Origin of the sequence: Streptomyces sp. NPDC051173 (genome assembly GCF_040689515.1) — a bacterium.
GTDB lineage: Bacteria > Actinomycetota > Actinomycetes > Streptomycetales > Streptomycetaceae > Streptomyces.
On record NZ_JBFBBD010000031.1, the window covers coordinates 25,958 to 41,378 of the forward strand.

Here is a 15,421-nt window from a genome sequence, read left to right on the forward strand (position 1 = left end):
AACACGTCTTCAAAATACCGAGTGCCGGATCCTCAGGGGCACGAGCCTGGCGAACAAGCGCTGGCAGCGACGACCCGATGAGTGATGGACTACGGGGCAACAGGGGCGGAGCGCGAGCGCGGGGGCGTGATGATCACGGAGCGGGGCGGTGCGCCCAGCAGGGGGATGAATGAAGCCGGATGGGATCTGCTCGTCGGTCTCATACGTCGGTTCACAGCCGAAGGACTCGAACGTCAGACGGCTCTGAGGCAGGTGATGAGGGCTGCGCGCCTCGGCCCCGAGGAGGCCCAGGCCTTGTACGAGGTCGTGGCAGCGTCGGAGGCGGAAGACGAACACGTCGAAGAGGAACCGTACGTCACGCAGAGTGTGACTCCCTACGACGCGGCCGGTTTCGACGAGGTTCTCGACGACTTGGATTCGCCCGAGGAGGAAGAGGAAGGACCGGATCTCGAGTCGCTTCGAGGGACGGTGCGTGTCGACGACATGGAAACGGCTCGTCGTACCGCTCGGGACTTGCTCGAGGCTGATCGAAGGCGAGCGGACCCACACCGGCGGCTGCTGAGCGCCGAGGAGGAAGTAGGGCTCTGTCTCTTGTTCCGAGGAGCCAGAGAGTCATCGGAGTTGTTGCCCGATGGCTACTTGGCGACGCTTCCGCGAGACAGCGAGGCGTACCAAGCCTTTTCCGCAATGGTTATCCATAATCAGCGACTCGTGCACAAGATTCTGCGTGGTTCGGGGCACCGACCAGGCAGCCCCACGTACGAGGATCTCGCGCAGCACGGCATGATCGGGCTCATCCGCGCCGTGGAGAAGTTCGACGTTTCCATGGGGTGCAAGCTTTCCACCTATGCCACCTGGTGGATTCGGCAACGCATTACTCGGGCTGTGGCCAATGAAGGGTCGGCCATTCGACTCCCGGTTCACATCTGGACCGATGTGGAGAAGGTGCGGAAAAAGGAGCGGGTCTTTCTCGACCAGGGAAGGGTACCCAATGTTGATGATCTCTCCCTGGCGTGTGGACTCACCCCCGCAAGGGTGATGGAGTGTCTACGGCTGGGCCATCGGGCGGTTCTGTCGCTCGAGCAACCCATCGGCGAGAATGCGACTCTCGGTGAAGTGGTCGTCGATGCGCTTCATCCGATGCCGGGACCCGAACAGGCACTGTCGTCCGAATTCGAGCGCGAGGAAATATTCCAGCTATTCGATGAATGTGTGTTCACGGAAAGAATTCGGGATATCCTTCTGCTGCGACACGGGTTCATCGATGACACATCCTGGACGCTGGACGAAATCGGTAAGCGAATCGGAGTGACGCGCGAACGCATTCGGCAGATCGAAAAGCGAGCGCTGAAGGACCTGAGGATCCAAATGGGGCTGGATCCCGACGACCCTGACGCAGAACGTCGTCGCATGAGGGCCGCTCGAAAGATCGCTCAGGAGGCCGCTCAAGGGGCTGCACTTCGCAGAGGTCCGATGGGGCGGGAGGAGACGGCGGCCGGCGAGTCTCTGTCGAACGACAGCGTCGGCACGCCGGAGACAGAGAGCAGTTCCGAAGGGGAAGAGGGAACGGTGACTTCGAAGGGGACCGAGTTCGGTCGGTGGTTGGCCGAGCGGTTGCAAGAAACCGGGGTGGAGGCAGTCGAACTGGCAGAGAGCCTGGGAGTGCCGCGAGCGCCCGTCGAAGCCTGGCTCGAAGGCCGCTCGGAGCCACGCGCGGACCTTTTGGTCCGAGTGCAGAAGGTCCTTGGGGCCGAGGGCGAAACCGGGCAGGGTTCCGCAGTCTGTCCGGAACGGCCGGTCGAACCCGTGGAGACGTCAGTCGTGTGGTACCACCGCCCCGGACACGACGATGGAGGTCGGGAGTTCGGCAACGCGGCGGCCTTCGCCTTCGAGGCCGACTTGGAAGTCCTGGCCCGTGAGGCGACTCAGAACAGCCTGGACGAGCGCGTCAAGAGCAACAACCGCCCAGTCAGAGTCCGCTACACCCTGCATGAACTAACCGGTGACACATTGGCCCGGTTCCGTACGGCGATCCGCTGGCATGACCTCCACCCTCACTACTGGGCGGCCGCCGCACAGGACCAGAAGGTCGGACGCGTCATCAGTGCCGGTCTGCGAGAAATGCTCGAGCGGGATCGGCTTGTCCTTCTTCGCGTCGACGACTACAACGCCAACGGGCTGACCGGTGACGACTACGAGGACGGACGATTCGCCGCCGTGGTGCGGCGACAACTCGAAAGTCGCAAGTCGGATGTGACGGCCGGCGGCTCATACGGCCTTGGAAAGGCCACGCTCTGGGCGACCAGCCGGCTGGGGCTCGTCCTCATGAACTCCACCCTCTCCGAACCGCACGAGGGGCGCGCCCGGCGGCGGCTGATCGGACGGCTCGATCTTCCCTGGCGAGAGGTCGACGGCAGGAGATTCGCCGGTCCCGCTTGGCTGGGCCGGCCGGATGCCGAGGCGGACAACTCAGATGTCGTCCGCTCCTGGTGGGCTGACGAGGAGACGGTCGAGAGCCTACATCTCACCCGCGAGAGTGATGATCCTGGCACTTCCTTCCTCATCGTCGGAGCACATGATGTGGCCAGCCTCGCCGAGGCCGGTCAGGGCGAAGAAGGGGACGTGGGCGACGACGAGGACAGCCTGGAGCGCATGCATCAGAGATTGGTCCGCGCCCTCGGTCGTAACTTCTGGGCCGCGATGACAACGGGAGGCGACCGCGAGCCACTGCTGGAGGCATCGGTGCGGACGTTGCGCAATGGTGTGGAGCACCTTGCGGAGGAGCGGGTCGAGCCAGAAGTCCATCAACCTGCGCGCACGCGGGCGCTTCAGGCCTTTCTGAGCGGAACCACGGTCGAACGGCTCACTGAAGCAGGCCAAGTGGCCCTGACTACTGTGCCGTTGAAGGTTCCCGAGAGGGATGGACTTGCCGGAACGGTCGGCGAGCACCGTGCGGTGCTCCTCGTCACCGAGGCCACGGACGCCGATGGCAGGATCAACCAGGTGACCGCGATGCGCGGCAATCGCATGACGGTCAAGACGAGCTTGGTATCGGGCCTTCCGGTAGGAACCAACCCGTTTCAAGCAGTTCTGCTCGCGGGCCGAGCGGCAGGAGACAACGTGCCGTTTGCGGCGGAGGCCGAGGAATTCCTGCGGGCCTCCGAGCCACCGGAGCACAACAAGTGGGGCCAGACCGAGGAGCTGAGGATGCGCTTCTCGCCCTCGGCCCATCGCCGAATCGCTGCATTGACCACGGAGACCAACAGAGCCGTACGCGGGCTTGTCGCGGTTCCCAGAGAGAAGAAGCCCAGCGGCACGAGCAAGGTGAGCAAGCGTCTGAAGATCTCGGGCAAGTCGGCCGCCAAGGGAACTGCAGGGCTCCCGAAGCTGGACGACCTCGAGGCCGTGATCGCTCCCTCCGGGGCGTGGCAGATCACTGCCGAGGTCAAAGTGCCTGCCGGGGGTGAGTTCTGGCGCATGAGCCCCGTCGCGAAGCTGGAGGTACGCTCCGGCGCCCGCCCAGTGGTCGAGTGGGCCGAACTGACCCCTGTCACGAACTGCGAACTGGACGACGGTGTACTGCGCTTCGCGCCCGGGGTCCGCCGTGCCGTCTTCCGGGGCGTCACAGATGTGTCCACACATCCGGTGCGGGCGGCCCTGACCGGTCTCGTTGTCGAGCTCAAGGAAAGCAAAGGAGGCATCGCGTGAGGGCCTACCCGTACCCCCGACTGGCCGGCGCGGTGACGGCAAGGGTCACGGCCGTGCGGCTGCATGGCCCTGGAGACGGCCGTGAGCAGTTGGACACCAAGGGATATTCGGTTGTCGAGCAGGTCGTGGCACTCGGCATGGCGGAGCGCGACGACTGGCACACGGCACGGCTCGCGCTGGCGGCGACCGTACCGGTTCGTGAGATCGAGTCGAAGGGGCACTGGTCGGACGTCGCGGTTGTCGCCGTTCTGACGGAGGGGGCCACCAACGTGCGCACTGTCGTCCGGCTGGAACCCGGTCCGGAGGGTGGCAGGGATTGGGCCGGGGAGATCCGGCTCAACCGGGACGACCACTTGGACCGCGCGTCCCTCGCCGTGCACGTGGTGGCCACGGTCGGGGGGACAACGGGCAGGATCATCGCCTCCACCGACCAGGACTGGCTGATCGACGTGACGGCCGGCGTCCCGCTCAGAGATCGCCAGCTCGACGTCAGCACCGTCAGTTTCACCCGCGGCGCCGAGTGGTTGCGAGGCTTTCGGGACGCGCCCTGGGTCGTGGACACCTCGGGCCGGATGCCCACCGTCCGTCTGAACTCCGACTTCGAGGGTCTGGTAGCACTCGTGGAAGGCGAAGGCTCGAAGGTGGAGAGCACGGTGGGGGAAATGGTGCTGGCCCAGATGTGCACCGATGTGTGGACTGCTGTCTTCCATACCGCCATCGGCGACCTGGAGATCGAGGACGACGGAACGCCGCTCCTCCCGCCCGACTGGCGAGGTGCGGTGCTCCGCGAAATGCTCCCGGACATCATTCCCGGCCGATCCGCAGAGGATGCTCTCCGCGAGGTGCACATCCGACGCACCGGCGAAGGGAGTTGGACAGATCTACAGCCGCGCATCCACTACGCCGCCGCGCGTCGGGCCGAGGTGCCCAAGGCACTGGCCGCCACGATTCGCCACATCGAACGGCTCGACCAGGAGACCCACGCATGATTTCCCGCCCTGAGCACCTGCCGGAACGGCTTGCTCTGATCTCCGATCTGCAGGCCGCCGAATACATCTCCACTGGATTGCTCGATGGACGTGAGGACGTCCCTTCCATCGCGCTGAACAAGGTCGCCGAGCCCCTGCCCGGCGACTGCGCGCGACTGCGGCTGCACCGGGTACGGGATCTGATCGACGACGCCCTGAACAAATTCCGGGACGAGCGCCCCACGGCAGCGGATGCGTGGTTGGCGCCGCGTCTGCACGAGACCCTTCGGTTGACACGCAGGGAAGCGGCCGAGAAGCAGCTTTGGACGTATATGGCCCTCGGGGTGGCGCCGGACTACGTCGTATGGCGGCACCTGTCCGAGCCGAAGGCGGACGGTTCGCGCGGACGCGTGGCCCGGGACAAGTTCGTCGGCGCGCACTACAAGCAAACGTTCGCCCGACTCTGGTGGGCGGCCGAGCTCTTCCGCGACGGCTCGGATTACCAGCCCGTCGTCGTGGCCTGCGGGAACCAGGACATGCTCAACTCCGCTCTTCGGCTGGACATAGTCGACCATCGCCCAACCGCTCAAGCCCTCGTCGGACTCATGGAAAGAGGGACTGTGCGCACCGGTCGCGAGGTCAACGCACTGACCTCCGCGGTCAACGCCGCCGCGGCGACGCTGATGTACGACGACATAGCCCCGGACGTGGAGCGTGACGGGGAGCCCCTGCGTGACTGGATCGCGGGGGCCGAATCAGCCCTCCCGTCCCCCCGGAACAACCTTCCTCAGGGCCCGAAGGAAGAGCGTGTACCGGAGGAGGCAGTTCGGAGACTGGTCGCCCATTTCGAGGAGCTCTTCGCGGATGCGCCGGTCAGGGGGCGGACTTCCGACGAGGGCGAGTGACTTTATGCGAGTCCTCAGGGCACTGGCTCTGATCGCCGCAGCCGATGACGCGCAGTTCGTCCGTGGTGGTTTGGGGGACAGTCGGCCAAGTGGCCGCAGCCGTCAACTCGTCGTCTGAGGGGGTGTTCCCGCGAAGTGCCGTGCTGAGTACATGCATGCCGAGCCGGGGTGGTACCGCATTGCCCACCTGCTGCGCCTGGTCGTTTCCCGACCAGGGGAAGTTGTGCGGGAAGGTCTGGAGCACCCCGGATTCACAGATTTCGAATCGGTCGAACTTCTTAGCCTCATACTCCGCGATGCTCTTGTACACCTTGTTCCGGGAAATTTTTCCGGTGACAGTGAAAGCGGGCTCGGACGACAGGCGCTGCCCTCGGTTCTTCGGATCACCCCCGGAGCCGTAGTTCGAGACAACGAAGAACTTCGTCCTGCCCCCCGTCCGGAGCCGGGACACGTCCACGAGCGAGCCTTTCAACTCGCTAGCCGCGTCCAGAGCCTCCGCCATGGAGAGCCAACGCTGCTTGGTCCCTGGAGTCGCGGAATCGGTCGGGAGCATATCTGCTTGAGCGGCATTACGTTTTCCCCGATGCAAGTCGAAGGGCATATGAGTCGCTTCGAGCGGTTCAATGGCCCCATGCCCCGGGCGCCGGGCGACGAGTACGGCGCGCGTACGCGTCTGCGGAACCCCGAACTGCTCGGTCTTCAACTCCCAGCATTCCGCTTCGTACTTGACGCCCTTGAGCCGCCCTTCGCCACTTCGCAGAAGCTTGGCGTAGACCTCCCAGAGAGGCAGGACCGCAGGCACCTGTTCCAGAACGATCACCTGGTACGGGTCGCGATCCTCTGTCTCGATCGCCTTGAGAAGCCAGCGGAGGGGTTCCAGGACCAAGGCGGTGCGCGGATCTTCGCGGAAATCGTGCAGATCCTCGTCGATCTTGGCTTCGTCTTCCCCCTCCACGAGGCGGTGGATGTACTCCTTCACCTTGTCCAGTGCTCGCCGTCCTGCACCATTGCCTGCGACGGAGAAGGATTGACAGGGCGGTCCCCCGGCCAGCACGTCGACCGATTTCGGGATCTCGTCGAAGCGGCTCTCACGCATGACGCTCACATCGGCGTGAATCGTCGGCAGGCCCGCCGCGTAGCGCGTCTCGCACGCGTTTCGGTCCCACTCGATCCCGATGCTCTTGAAGCCCAGGAAATGCGCGGCCACGTCGAGTCCACCAGGACCTGCAAAGAGGTCCAAGATCCGGACTCCGTCGAGGTGGTGAGCTTGTGTTCCTGGGCTGTTCATGGGATCGAAGTGTAGCCGGCGACGGAGGTTGTGGACTGGGGCATCTCCAGTGCGGCTCGGATCGCCAGCCCGAGCGCCCTGCCCACCGGCGGTGGTGAGGCATGGCCGATCTGTCGATAGCGGGCCGTCTTCTTCCCAACGAATCTCCAATCGGGCGGGAAGCCCTGCAGGAGTGCAGCCTGGTCCGTCGTGATCCTGACCATCCCGTGCCGTCCCGTTTCCGGCGCCCAGACGAAGTCCGGGCCAGGAACCTTGTCAGCCACGGTGCCTCCATCGACCCCCATCCGGGCCCAGGCCTTTTTCGTCCCTGTCGGTCCGAGATCCGCGCCTCCTCGCCTGTCCGACCCGCCCACCAGGGTCGGTGCCACGCTGAGCGCTTGGGCTGCCCACCGGTCGGCGTCCCGCCAACCACCCATGGCCATGGACCGGCGCAGAGCTCGACCGACGGACCGATGCTCGCGCGCCGTCGGCTCCGGTGGGCGGAACGCGTCGAAGTACTGCTTCCTGAGCGCGACGAGCACCCCTTGCTTCCGGTCCTGTGGCACGCCGAAGTCGGCTGCGTTCAGGACGAACCATCGGAACCGGTAGCCGAGGTGATCCAGCTCCTTCCGGATGAGGTCGCGTATCGGCTCGAAGCCGGGCGCGCCCACCAGCTCCGGTACGTTCTCGATGATCAGAGCTCGAGGCTGGACGGCATGCGCCAGGTAGACAGTCGCCTCCAGCAGGCGCAGTTCGGCCTCGGTCTCGGTCCTCGCGACGGTCGCACTGGACTTCACGCGGGGCAGCCCGGCCGACAGCAGATCGACGTCGTAGACCTCCCGGTGCCGCGAAGGAGCGAATCCCAGCAGATCCGTCTCCAGAACCCGCCACGCCGGTCGGTTCATGCGCAGCGTGTCGCAGGCCACCGACTTCTCGTCCAGTAGCAGGACGGGGTCGAAGCCGGCTTGTTCCAGCCCCAAGGCCAATCCGCCCGCCCCAGCGCACACGTCGACGAATCGTAGATCGCTCATCGGCCCCCGCCCTTCGTGGGTCGTTTCCTCCTGCTTGCCTTCTCGCGCTCAACAGCCGCGATCACCTGACGCATGACGGCGTCCGGTGACTCGTGTTCCCAGAAGCGCAGGACCGTCCAGCCCTCGGACAGCAGCTGTGCGTTCGTCTCCTGGTCCCGCTCGATGTTGCGATCGAGCTTCTGCCGCCACCATTCCGCGTTCGACTTGGGACTGGTGGCGTGCTCCGGGCAGCCATGCCAGAAGCAGCCGTCGATGAGAACGGCCAACCTGGCGCGCGTGAACGCGATGTCGATCTTCCGTCTGCGCATGCCCGGCACCGGATAATGGATCCGGTAGCGGTATCCGGAGGCGTGAAGAAGCTGCCGCACCGCCCGTTCGGCGCCAGTGTCCCGGTTGGTCTGCCGGCTCATCCGGGCCGATACGTCAGGGCTGGATGGGAATGCAGCGCGCATGGTCCTAGTGTCCTATGTCCCTACGCCGTTTCAGTCCACCATCGCGGAGTCACGCACAGTAGAGATCCGGGCGCAGGAGCGAGGGGAAGTCCTCGTCTCGCCGCCTGCGAGCGTGGGCGTGTCCAGGGCGAACGCCGTGATCACACGGCAAGGATCGGTTATCCCTCGGTAGGAGCAGGCAGATAACGAGAACCACGCCCTGCCGGAGATCACCTCATACATACCTCCATGCTCACCAGCCCCCGACACCCCCACCGATGACGACGACGCCGAGCCCGCAGAGATCTACCGCCTGTACGCACCCGCCGCCCCCACCACCGCCCGCGTCGCCCGGGAGTTCGTCGCCGCCGCGCTGGAGGCCACCGATCGCACGCCCCTGATCGAGAACGCCCTCGTCTGCGTGTCCGACCTGGTCACCAATGTCGTGCAGCACGCCCGGGTCGATGACCTCTCCGTGGAGGTCGCCGTGCGTGGGGACCGGGTGGTCGTTTCCGTGCTCGATGGGGATCATGCGCGGCGGCCGCGGCGGCGGGTCGCCCGGGACGGGCAGGAGGACGGGCGGGGGCTTGCGCTTGTGCGGTGTCTTTCGGTGGCGTCCGGCGTGACCTTCGTGTGGGACCAGCTCAACGTCGTCGGGAAGTGCGTCTGGTTCGAGCCGCTCGCCCGGACAGGCCCGTAGCCACCCCCCGCACACCCCCGGCGTAGCCTCGGGAGGAATGGGATTTCTGATGCGTGCGGAGGTTGTGCAGATGGCTGGGATTCCGACATCCGTCGTGGCTGCCGGTGGGCTCGTCGGTGGGTACGGCGTTGCCCGGTGGACGAAGAAGCGGCCGCTCGGTGGGGTCGCGCTGGCCGCCGCCGGGGCCGTGGCCGCTCGGCAGTGGGCCGGGAAGGCCGGGGCCGGGAAGGCTGCCGCGCTGACGGGGCTGTACGTCGCCGCGTTCGCCGGGTCGCACCCGCTGGCGAAGAAGGTCGGCGCGTGGCCGTCCGTCTTCGCCGTCGCCGGCGGGGTCGCGCTGGCCTCCTGGGTCGTGGAGAGCCGGGCCTGAGAGTGGAGTGAGCGTGGAGTGAGCCTGGCGTGAGAGGGGTGGAGGGGGCCGGACACCCGGCCCCCTCCACCGCGTCGACGTTCGCGCCGATCATTCGCGTCAACATTCCCGCTGGCGTTCGCGTCAACATTCGCGTCAACATTCCCGCCGACGTTCGCGCCGACGTTCGCGCCGACGTTCGCGCCGGCCGCCTACACCTACGCCGACGCCTCCGTCAGAAGCGAAAGCTCCGCCTCCGTCAGCTTCAGGTCCGCCACCGCCAGCAGCGCCGGAAGCTGTTCGACCGTGCGGGCGCTCGCCAGCGGGGCGACCACCGTGGGGCGGGACGCGAGCCAGGCCAGGGCGACCGTGGCGAGCTCGGCGTCGTGGGCCGCGGCCACCTCGTCGAGAGCGGCGAGGACGCGGGGGCCGCGCTCGGACTCCAGGTACTTGCCGGCGGCACCCGCGCGGGCGCTGTCCACCGCCGCTCCCGGCCGGTACTTGCCGGTGAGGAAGCCCGACGCCAGGGCCCAGTACGGGACGGCGGCCAGGCCGTGCCGCGCCGCGACGTCCGCGAGCGGGCCCTCGTACGTGTCGCGGGAGACCAGGTTGTAGTGCGGCTGGATCGCGGCGTACTTGGCCAGGCCCGCGGAATCGGAGAATTCCAGGGCCTCCGTGAGCCGCTCGGCCGTGATGTTGGAGGCCGCGATCTCGCGGACCTTGCCCTCCTTCACCAGCGCGTCGAGCGCGGTGATGAATTCCTCCACCGGCAGCGACGGGTCGTCGTAGTGCGTGTAGTAGAGGTCGATGTAATCCGTGCGCAGGCGGCGCAGCGAATCCTCGACGCCGGATTTGATGACGGCGGCGGAGAGGCCGCGCGGTTCGGGGACGCCCGCGCCGACCTTGGTGGCCAGGACGATGTCGGCGCGGTTGCCGCGGGCGGCGAACCAATTGCCGATCACGGTCTCCGACTCGCCACCCGTATTGCCGGGCACCCAGGCGGAGTAGACGTCGGCGGTGTCGATGAAATTGCCGCCGGCCGCCACGTAGGCGTCGAGGACGGCGAAGGACTGCGCTTCGTCGGCCGTCCAGCCGAACACGTTGCCGCCGAGGGCCAGCGGGTGGACGGACAGCTTGCCGATCTTCTTGTGAATGTCAGCCATGGATCTCTCCAACGTCCTTACGGTGCGGGGTATTCCGCTATTTCGCCGTGGCGGGCAGCGGTTCCGCCCGCTCGGTGGAGAGCGGGGCCACGGTCGAGGGAACGCCCTTCCGCCGGCACGGCCGGGAAGGCCGCGACCAGGCCGGCGGCGCGCATCAGGGACGCGCCGATCCGGAAGGTCGGCGCCGTGTCGCCGACGACGCCGCCGCTCGTCGGGTCGGAGAAGATCAGCGGGCCGGTGCTGCCGCCGGTCGCCGTGCCGAGCGCGTAGAAGAAGGCGATGACCTTGGCGCGCGTTTCCATCGGAAACGCCTCGGACACCGTGAGGTACGCGCTGCTCGCGCCCGCCGAGGCGAAGAAGAGGACGACGGCCCAGCAGGCGGTGAGGGTGTCGGCGCTCAGCCGCCCGGCGCCGAAGAGCCAGGCCGTGCCGAAGAGGAGCAGGCCGGAGAGCAGACAGGTCGAGGAAATCATGACGCGCCGGCCGACGGCGGTCCGGACGGGCCGGTACGGAGGTGGTGATCGCGGCTGTCACGGCATCCGGGTGCCCTCGTCCGTGACAGATATGCGCGGCAGCCGCCGCGCCCGCGGGCTACGGCTCCAGGCCGCGCTCCCGCAGCCAGGGCAGCGGGTCGACCGGGGCCCCGCCGTCCGGGCGGATCTCCAGGTGGAGGTGCGGGCCGGTGACATTGCCGGTGGCGCCCACGCGGCCGATCACGTCGCCGCTGTTCACCTTGCCCGAGGTGACCACCATCGACGACAGGTGGCAGAACCACACCTCCGTACCGTCGTCCAGCTTCAGCACGATGCGATAGCCGTACGCGCCCGCCCACCCGGCGTGGGTGATCGTGCCGCTGCCGATCGCCTTGACGGGCGTGCCGGTCGGGGCCGCGAAGTCCTCGCCGGTGTGGTTCGCGGACCACATGTTGCCCGCCTGGCCGAAGCCGGCGGTCAGGGTGTACGAGCCGACGGGGAGGGTGTACGCGCCGGGGCTGTGCGCCGCGGGCGTGCGGGGCCCGGTGTCGGTGGGGTCGGCGGCGTCCTCCGCGGCCGCCGGCCGGGACTCGGCCCGCGCCGCCTTCGCCTTCTCGGCCTCGGCCTCCTTCGCCGCCTTTTCCGCCTCAGCCGCTTCCGCTGCCTTCTTCGCCGCTGCCTCGGCCGCCTCGCGCTGCGTCGACTCGCGTGTCTGGTCGTCAGCGGCGTTCTGCTGGTGCTCGGCCTGCTGAAGGATCCGGGCGCGCAGGGCCTCGCCCGCGTTCGTGGTGCCCTGGGCGGCTTCCTCGGTGCTCAGACCGGCCTGGGTGAGCGGCTGCTCGGCGCCGGGCGCGGCGGCCGCGGCCTGCTCCTCGTGCGCCTGACCGCCGCCGAGGAGGGAGCCCACTCCGGCCAGGTCGGGTACCGATATCGGCGCCGCCGGGCGGTCCTGCGCGCTCGCCATGCCGCCCGCGCCGACCGCCGCGATGACCCCGACGCCGAGGACGGCGCCGCTGCGGGCCATCGTGCCGCCGCGCTGCTTGGCGACGCGGTGCCGGCCGCCGCTCCCGGCACGGGCCGGGACGGGGGCGGGGTGCGCGGACTCGTCGGCGGCCGGTTCCGGCGCCGTCGGCTCGGGCACCGCCCACTGGGGAACGGCCGGCCGGGGCGCCACCGCTTGCTGTGCGGCCGGCTGAGGGGTCATCGGCCGAGGTCCGGCGGCGAAGCCCGGCGCGGGAGGAGCGATCGCCGAGTCGCCGCCCCCCATGGCTGCCGTCCCCGGCGCGGGCGCCGCCATATGGGCGGTCATATACGCGGGCACGATCGGGAGTTCGGGTGCGTAGGGCTCGTACGACCCGTACAGAGTGGGGTCGAGGGCAGGCTCGTTGGACGCCACGAGGGCGAACTCCTTTCCTTCCTTCTCGCCTACCGGGTTAGCGGTGGGGGTACCCCCAGGCCCTTCAGGCTCTGGGGGAGGGTTCGGAGCAGGAAGGTCTCCTACGAGCCGGGTGCGGCCCGATTCACCCCAGGGCGGGTGGTTCCCCGGTTCCCAGATGCTGCTGGTGTATCAGGTCTTGCTGTGCCCGCGGGATTCGGCGAAGGCGCACGGCGCCGCCTCTTGCGGCGGTGATGAGGACCGCACGTCGTTATCGAACGTTAATAGACAGACCGCGTGGTTTCCAAGCCGAAAGGCTGAATCGACCGGCTCCTTGGTCAGGACTTGGCGAGGAGACCGACTTCTTAATGTGGTTCTTATTCCGACGGAATGCGGAACGATCAAGATCCACTACTGCGCGTACGGACGGATTTCTGTGCCGCGCGTCTCTCGGCTCCGCCGGTCAACGGCCGTACGGACAGCTGGCCGTGCCGGCGCGGCGTACCGGAAACGCCGTCGGTCCGGCGGGGGCGTCCGCCGCCGGACCGGGGCGGGTCGGGTCGCGAGCAGGGCCTGTCGCCCGGCCGCGTGGGGGCGCTGCCTCAGCCCCTCGACGTGCGGGTCCGTTGCCGCCTGCGGCGGGAGCGGCCTGCGGCCGCGTCCTCAAACGCCGGACGGGCTGGTTTGTTCCCCAGCCCCGCCCCTTCCCGAAACTGGGGGCAAGCCCCCAGACCCCCGCAACGTTGCGCGCTCCGGAACTGGGGCTGCGCCCCAGACTCCAGCAACACGCTTCGCGCGTTGTCCTCAAACGCCGGACGGGCTGAAAGAAAAAGACGGGCGCGCCCGGAACGGCAACGAGCACCCCGGGCGGGCTGAAAGGGAAGACCGGCGCACCCCCACCGGCCCTGATGTCGCCCACCGGCGGGAGGGGGTGGGGCTGGAGGGTGGGGTTCTGGAACGCGGTGCGACTTCAGGGCACCCAATACGCATGACGGTGCCCGCACCGCGTTCCAGGTCCCCAGCCCGGAAGACCCACCCCCGGCACCCACCACAAACCAGCCCGGCCGGCGATTGAGGCCGCCGCCCGCAGGGCGCTCCCACAGGGCGCAGCACTCCCCCCGGCGGCAACCCACCCGCGCAAGGCAACGCCGAGCAAACCGGCAACCGGTCAGACCTTCGGCGCCCGCCGAGAGCCCCCGCCGCCACCGCCACGGCGAACCGCATTGCCCGGACGCGTACCGCCCGAACGGCGGGACGCCCCGCCACCCTGGCCCTGCCCCGTGCCGCTGCCGAAGCCGCGGTAACCGCCGCCACCGCCACCGCCACCACCGTTGCCCGTGCCGGGCTCCGTACGCGTACGGCCGCGGCCCCCGGAACCCGAGCCGCGCGAGCGGGACGGCTTCTTCGCGCCCTGCTGCCCCTGCGGCTGCGCGGCGGCCGGAGGCGCTATGACCACCGCGACACCGCTGGGCTCACGCGCACCGGTGATCCGCTCCAGCTCGGGGTCGCGGGGGTGCGTCTTGACGACGTTGGGGGTGATCTTCGCCGTGGCCATCATGCGGGTCATCTCGCGCCGCTGCTCGGGCAGGACGAGGGTGACGACGGTGCCGGACTCGCCCGCGCGGGCCGTGCGGCCGCCGCGGTGCAGGTAGTCCTTGTGGTCCATCGGCGGGTCGATGTTCACGACGAGGTCGAGGCCGTCGATGTGGATGCCGCGGGCGGCGACGTTGGTGGCGATCAGCGCGGTGACCTGGTCCGTACGGAACAGCTCCAGCGTGCGGTTGCGCTGCGGCTGGCTCTTGCCGCCGTGCAGCGCCCCGGCGCGCACACCCTCGGAGAGCAGCTTCTTCACCAGGCGGTCGGCGCCGCGCTTGGTGTCCACGAACATGATCACGCGGCCTTCGCGGGCCGCGATCCGGGTGACGGCGTCCTTCTTGTCCGCGTCGGTGACGAAGAGCAGGTGGTGCTCCATCGTGGAGACCGCGCCGACCGAGGCGTCGACGGAGTGCGTCACCGGGTCGGAGAGGAAGCGGCGCACGAGGCGGTCGACGTTGCGGTCGAGGGTCGCGGAGAACAGCATGCGCTGGCCGTCCGGGTCGACCTGGTCGAGCAGCTTGGTGACCTGCGGCAGGAAGCCCATGTCGGCCATCTGGTCGGCCTCGTCCAGGACCGTGATCCGCACGTCGCCGAGCTTGCAGTCGCCGCGCTGGATCAGGTCGGCGAGCCGGCCGGGGGTGGCGACCAGGACCTCGGCGCCGCGCGCGAGGGTCTGCGCCTGACGGCCGATGGACATGCCACCGACGACGGTGGCGATCCGCAGGTTGACCGCGGTGGCGTACGGGCTGAGCGAGTCGGTGACCTGCTGCGCGAGCTCGCGGGTGGGGACGAGCACGAGGGCGAGCGGGCGGCCCGGCTCGGCTCGGCGGCCCGCCGTGCGGGCGAGCAGCGCCAGGCCGAAGGCCAGCGTCTTGCCGGAGCCCGTACGGCCGCGGCCGAGGACGTCACGGCCGCTCAGCGAATTGGGGAGGGTCGCGGCCTGGATCGGGAACGGCTCGGTGACGCCTTCGCGGGTCAGCGTGGCGAGCAGGCCGTTCGGCATGTCCAGGTCGGCGAAGGAGGCCACCGGCGGCAGGGCCGGGGTGGTGGAGACCGGCGTCTCGAACTCCCCCTGGAGGGGAGCCGCGGGACGGCGGCGGGGCGCCTGGCCACCGCGGGCGGACTGACCGCCGCCGCCACCGCGCTGGCGCGGGGGACGGGCGGAGGAGCCGCCGTCGGAGGAGGACGAGAAAGAGCGGGCGGAGCGAGTCATACGGGGACCTTCCCTCAATGGGGTGGCACGCCCGGAAGGGGAGACTTCGCTTCGCGGGACCGGCCGGAACGGACGGACGGCGGAAAAGCCTGGGCGCGCTGGTGCGGGGGCAGCAATGGGGCCCGCACCCAGTGGTGCGGGCCCCATTACGTGGTGCTTCATGCGGTGCCCGGCGAGGACGTCGGACTCACGGCGCGAGGGCCGAAAGTCCCGTCACCCTGACCGGGTGGGCATGTGAATCG

General features: G+C 68.6%; 11 protein-coding genes, 1 pseudogene and 1 riboswitch. Of the genes and pseudogenes, 5 read left to right on the top strand and 7 right to left on the bottom strand.

The genetic code is table 11. From position 1 onward, the window contains the following. Positions 1–84 precede the first annotated feature (84 nt). Genes AB0435_RS18155 through AB0435_RS18165 form a run of 3 tightly spaced genes read left to right on the top strand, consistent with a single transcriptional unit; the run spans position 85 to position 5,581 of the window. Entirely contained in the window at positions 85–3,708 is a 3,624-nt protein-coding gene (locus AB0435_RS18155) for a sigma-70 family RNA polymerase sigma factor (RefSeq protein ID WP_366427422.1), read from the top strand. Continuing rightward, positions 3,705–4,697: a hypothetical protein gene (locus tag AB0435_RS18160; RefSeq protein WP_366008010.1), complete on the top strand. Its 993-nt coding sequence runs from the start codon at positions 3,705–3,707 to the stop codon at positions 4,695–4,697. Before AB0435_RS18155 ends, AB0435_RS18160 begins: the two co-directional genes overlap by 4 nt. After that, positions 4,694–5,581, top strand: a complete 888-nt coding sequence (locus AB0435_RS18165; RefSeq protein ID WP_366008009.1) for a DUF6339 family protein — start codon at positions 4,694–4,696, stop codon at positions 5,579–5,581. Before AB0435_RS18160 ends, AB0435_RS18165 begins: the two co-directional genes overlap by 4 nt. On the opposite strand, the gene AB0435_RS18170 is transcribed toward AB0435_RS18165, so the two are convergent. The 3 genes from AB0435_RS18170 to AB0435_RS18180 are packed head-to-tail and all read right to left on the bottom strand — an operon-like array spanning position 5,550 to position 8,331. Further along, the gene (locus AB0435_RS18170) at positions 5,550–6,869 is read right to left on the bottom strand and encodes a DNA cytosine methyltransferase (RefSeq protein WP_366008008.1); all 1,320 of its coding nucleotides are present in this window, start codon (positions 6,867–6,869) and stop codon (positions 5,550–5,552) included. The two genes, AB0435_RS18165 and AB0435_RS18170, sit on opposite strands and share 32 nt — an antisense overlap. Then, positions 6,866–7,879 carry a DNA cytosine methyltransferase gene (locus AB0435_RS18175; protein ID WP_366008007.1) on the bottom strand — a complete coding sequence of 338 codons (1,014 nt, stop codon included), beginning with the start codon at positions 7,877–7,879 and terminating at the stop codon, positions 6,866–6,868. Before AB0435_RS18175 ends, AB0435_RS18170 begins: the two co-directional genes overlap by 4 nt. Then, on the bottom strand, positions 7,876–8,331 hold the full coding sequence (locus AB0435_RS18180) for a very short patch repair endonuclease (RefSeq protein WP_366008006.1): 456 nt from the start codon (positions 8,329–8,331) through the stop codon (positions 7,876–7,878). Before AB0435_RS18180 ends, AB0435_RS18175 begins: the two co-directional genes overlap by 4 nt. 352 nt (positions 8,332–8,683) lie before the next feature. Here AB0435_RS18180 and AB0435_RS18185 point away from each other — a divergent pair, with 352 nt between their 5' ends. Together AB0435_RS18185 and AB0435_RS18190 are read left to right on the top strand one after the other, a co-directional pair. Then, positions 8,684–9,010 (top strand): ATP-binding protein, encoded by a 327-nt coding sequence (locus AB0435_RS18185; RefSeq protein ID WP_366427423.1) that lies wholly within the window; start codon positions 8,684–8,686, stop codon positions 9,008–9,010. Between the two features lie 70 nt (positions 9,011–9,080). Further along, positions 9,081–9,380 (top strand): hypothetical protein, encoded by a 300-nt coding sequence (locus AB0435_RS18190; RefSeq protein ID WP_366008005.1) that lies wholly within the window; start codon positions 9,081–9,083, stop codon positions 9,378–9,380. 197 nt (positions 9,381–9,577) lie between these two features. Here AB0435_RS18190 and AB0435_RS18195 read toward each other — a convergent pair whose 3' ends face one another. The 4 genes and pseudogenes from AB0435_RS18195 to AB0435_RS18210 all read right to left on the bottom strand — a co-directional run bounded on the left by AB0435_RS18195 (position 9,578) and on the right by AB0435_RS18210 (position 15,179). After that, entirely contained in the window at positions 9,578–10,522 is a 945-nt protein-coding gene (locus AB0435_RS18195; RefSeq protein ID WP_366427411.1) for an aldo/keto reductase, read from the bottom strand. Between the two features lie 17 nt (positions 10,523–10,539). Continuing rightward, positions 10,540–11,010: pseudogene (locus AB0435_RS18200) on the bottom strand (hypothetical protein); the annotation flags it as partial. A gap of 103 nt (positions 11,011–11,113) precedes the next feature. Then, the gene (locus AB0435_RS18205; RefSeq protein WP_366427412.1) at positions 11,114–12,391 is read right to left on the bottom strand and encodes a peptidoglycan DD-metalloendopeptidase family protein; all 1,278 of its coding nucleotides are present in this window, start codon (positions 12,389–12,391) and stop codon (positions 11,114–11,116) included. A gap of 11 nt (positions 12,392–12,402) precedes the next feature. Beyond that, a riboswitch (cyclic di-AMP (ydaO/yuaA leader) is annotated at positions 12,403–12,603 on the bottom strand. Positions 12,604–13,538: 935 nt separating this feature from the next. Then, complete coding sequence (locus AB0435_RS18210) at positions 13,539–15,179, bottom strand: DEAD/DEAH box helicase (protein WP_366427413.1); 1,641 nt, start codon at positions 15,177–15,179, stop codon at positions 13,539–13,541. Between the last annotated feature and the right edge of the window lie 242 nt (positions 15,180–15,421).

Excerpts from the sequence above, each read along its gene's own strand:
- AB0435_RS18155 (WP_366427422.1), top strand. The coding sequence starts at position 85 with ATGGACTACGGGGCAACAGGGGCGGAGCGCGAGCGCGGGGGCGTGATG.
- AB0435_RS18165 (WP_366008009.1), top strand. The coding sequence starts at position 4,694 with ATGATTTCCCGCCCTGAGCACCTGCCGGAACGGCTTGCTCTGATCTCC.
- AB0435_RS18170 (WP_366008008.1), bottom strand. The coding sequence starts at position 6,869 with ATGAACAGCCCAGGAACACAAGCTCACCACCTCGACGGAGTCCGGATC.
- AB0435_RS18175 (WP_366008007.1), bottom strand. The coding sequence starts at position 7,879 with ATGAGCGATCTACGATTCGTCGACGTGTGCGCTGGGGCGGGCGGATTG.
- AB0435_RS18180 (WP_366008006.1), bottom strand. The coding sequence starts at position 8,331 with ATGCGCGCTGCATTCCCATCCAGCCCTGACGTATCGGCCCGGATGAGC.
- AB0435_RS18190 (WP_366008005.1), top strand. The coding sequence starts at position 9,081 with ATGGCTGGGATTCCGACATCCGTCGTGGCTGCCGGTGGGCTCGTCGGT.
- AB0435_RS18195 (WP_366427411.1), bottom strand. The coding sequence starts at position 10,522 with ATGGCTGACATTCACAAGAAGATCGGCAAGCTGTCCGTCCACCCGCTG.
- AB0435_RS18210 (WP_366427413.1), bottom strand. The coding sequence starts at position 15,179 with ATGACTCGCTCCGCCCGCTCTTTCTCGTCCTCCTCCGACGGCGGCTCC.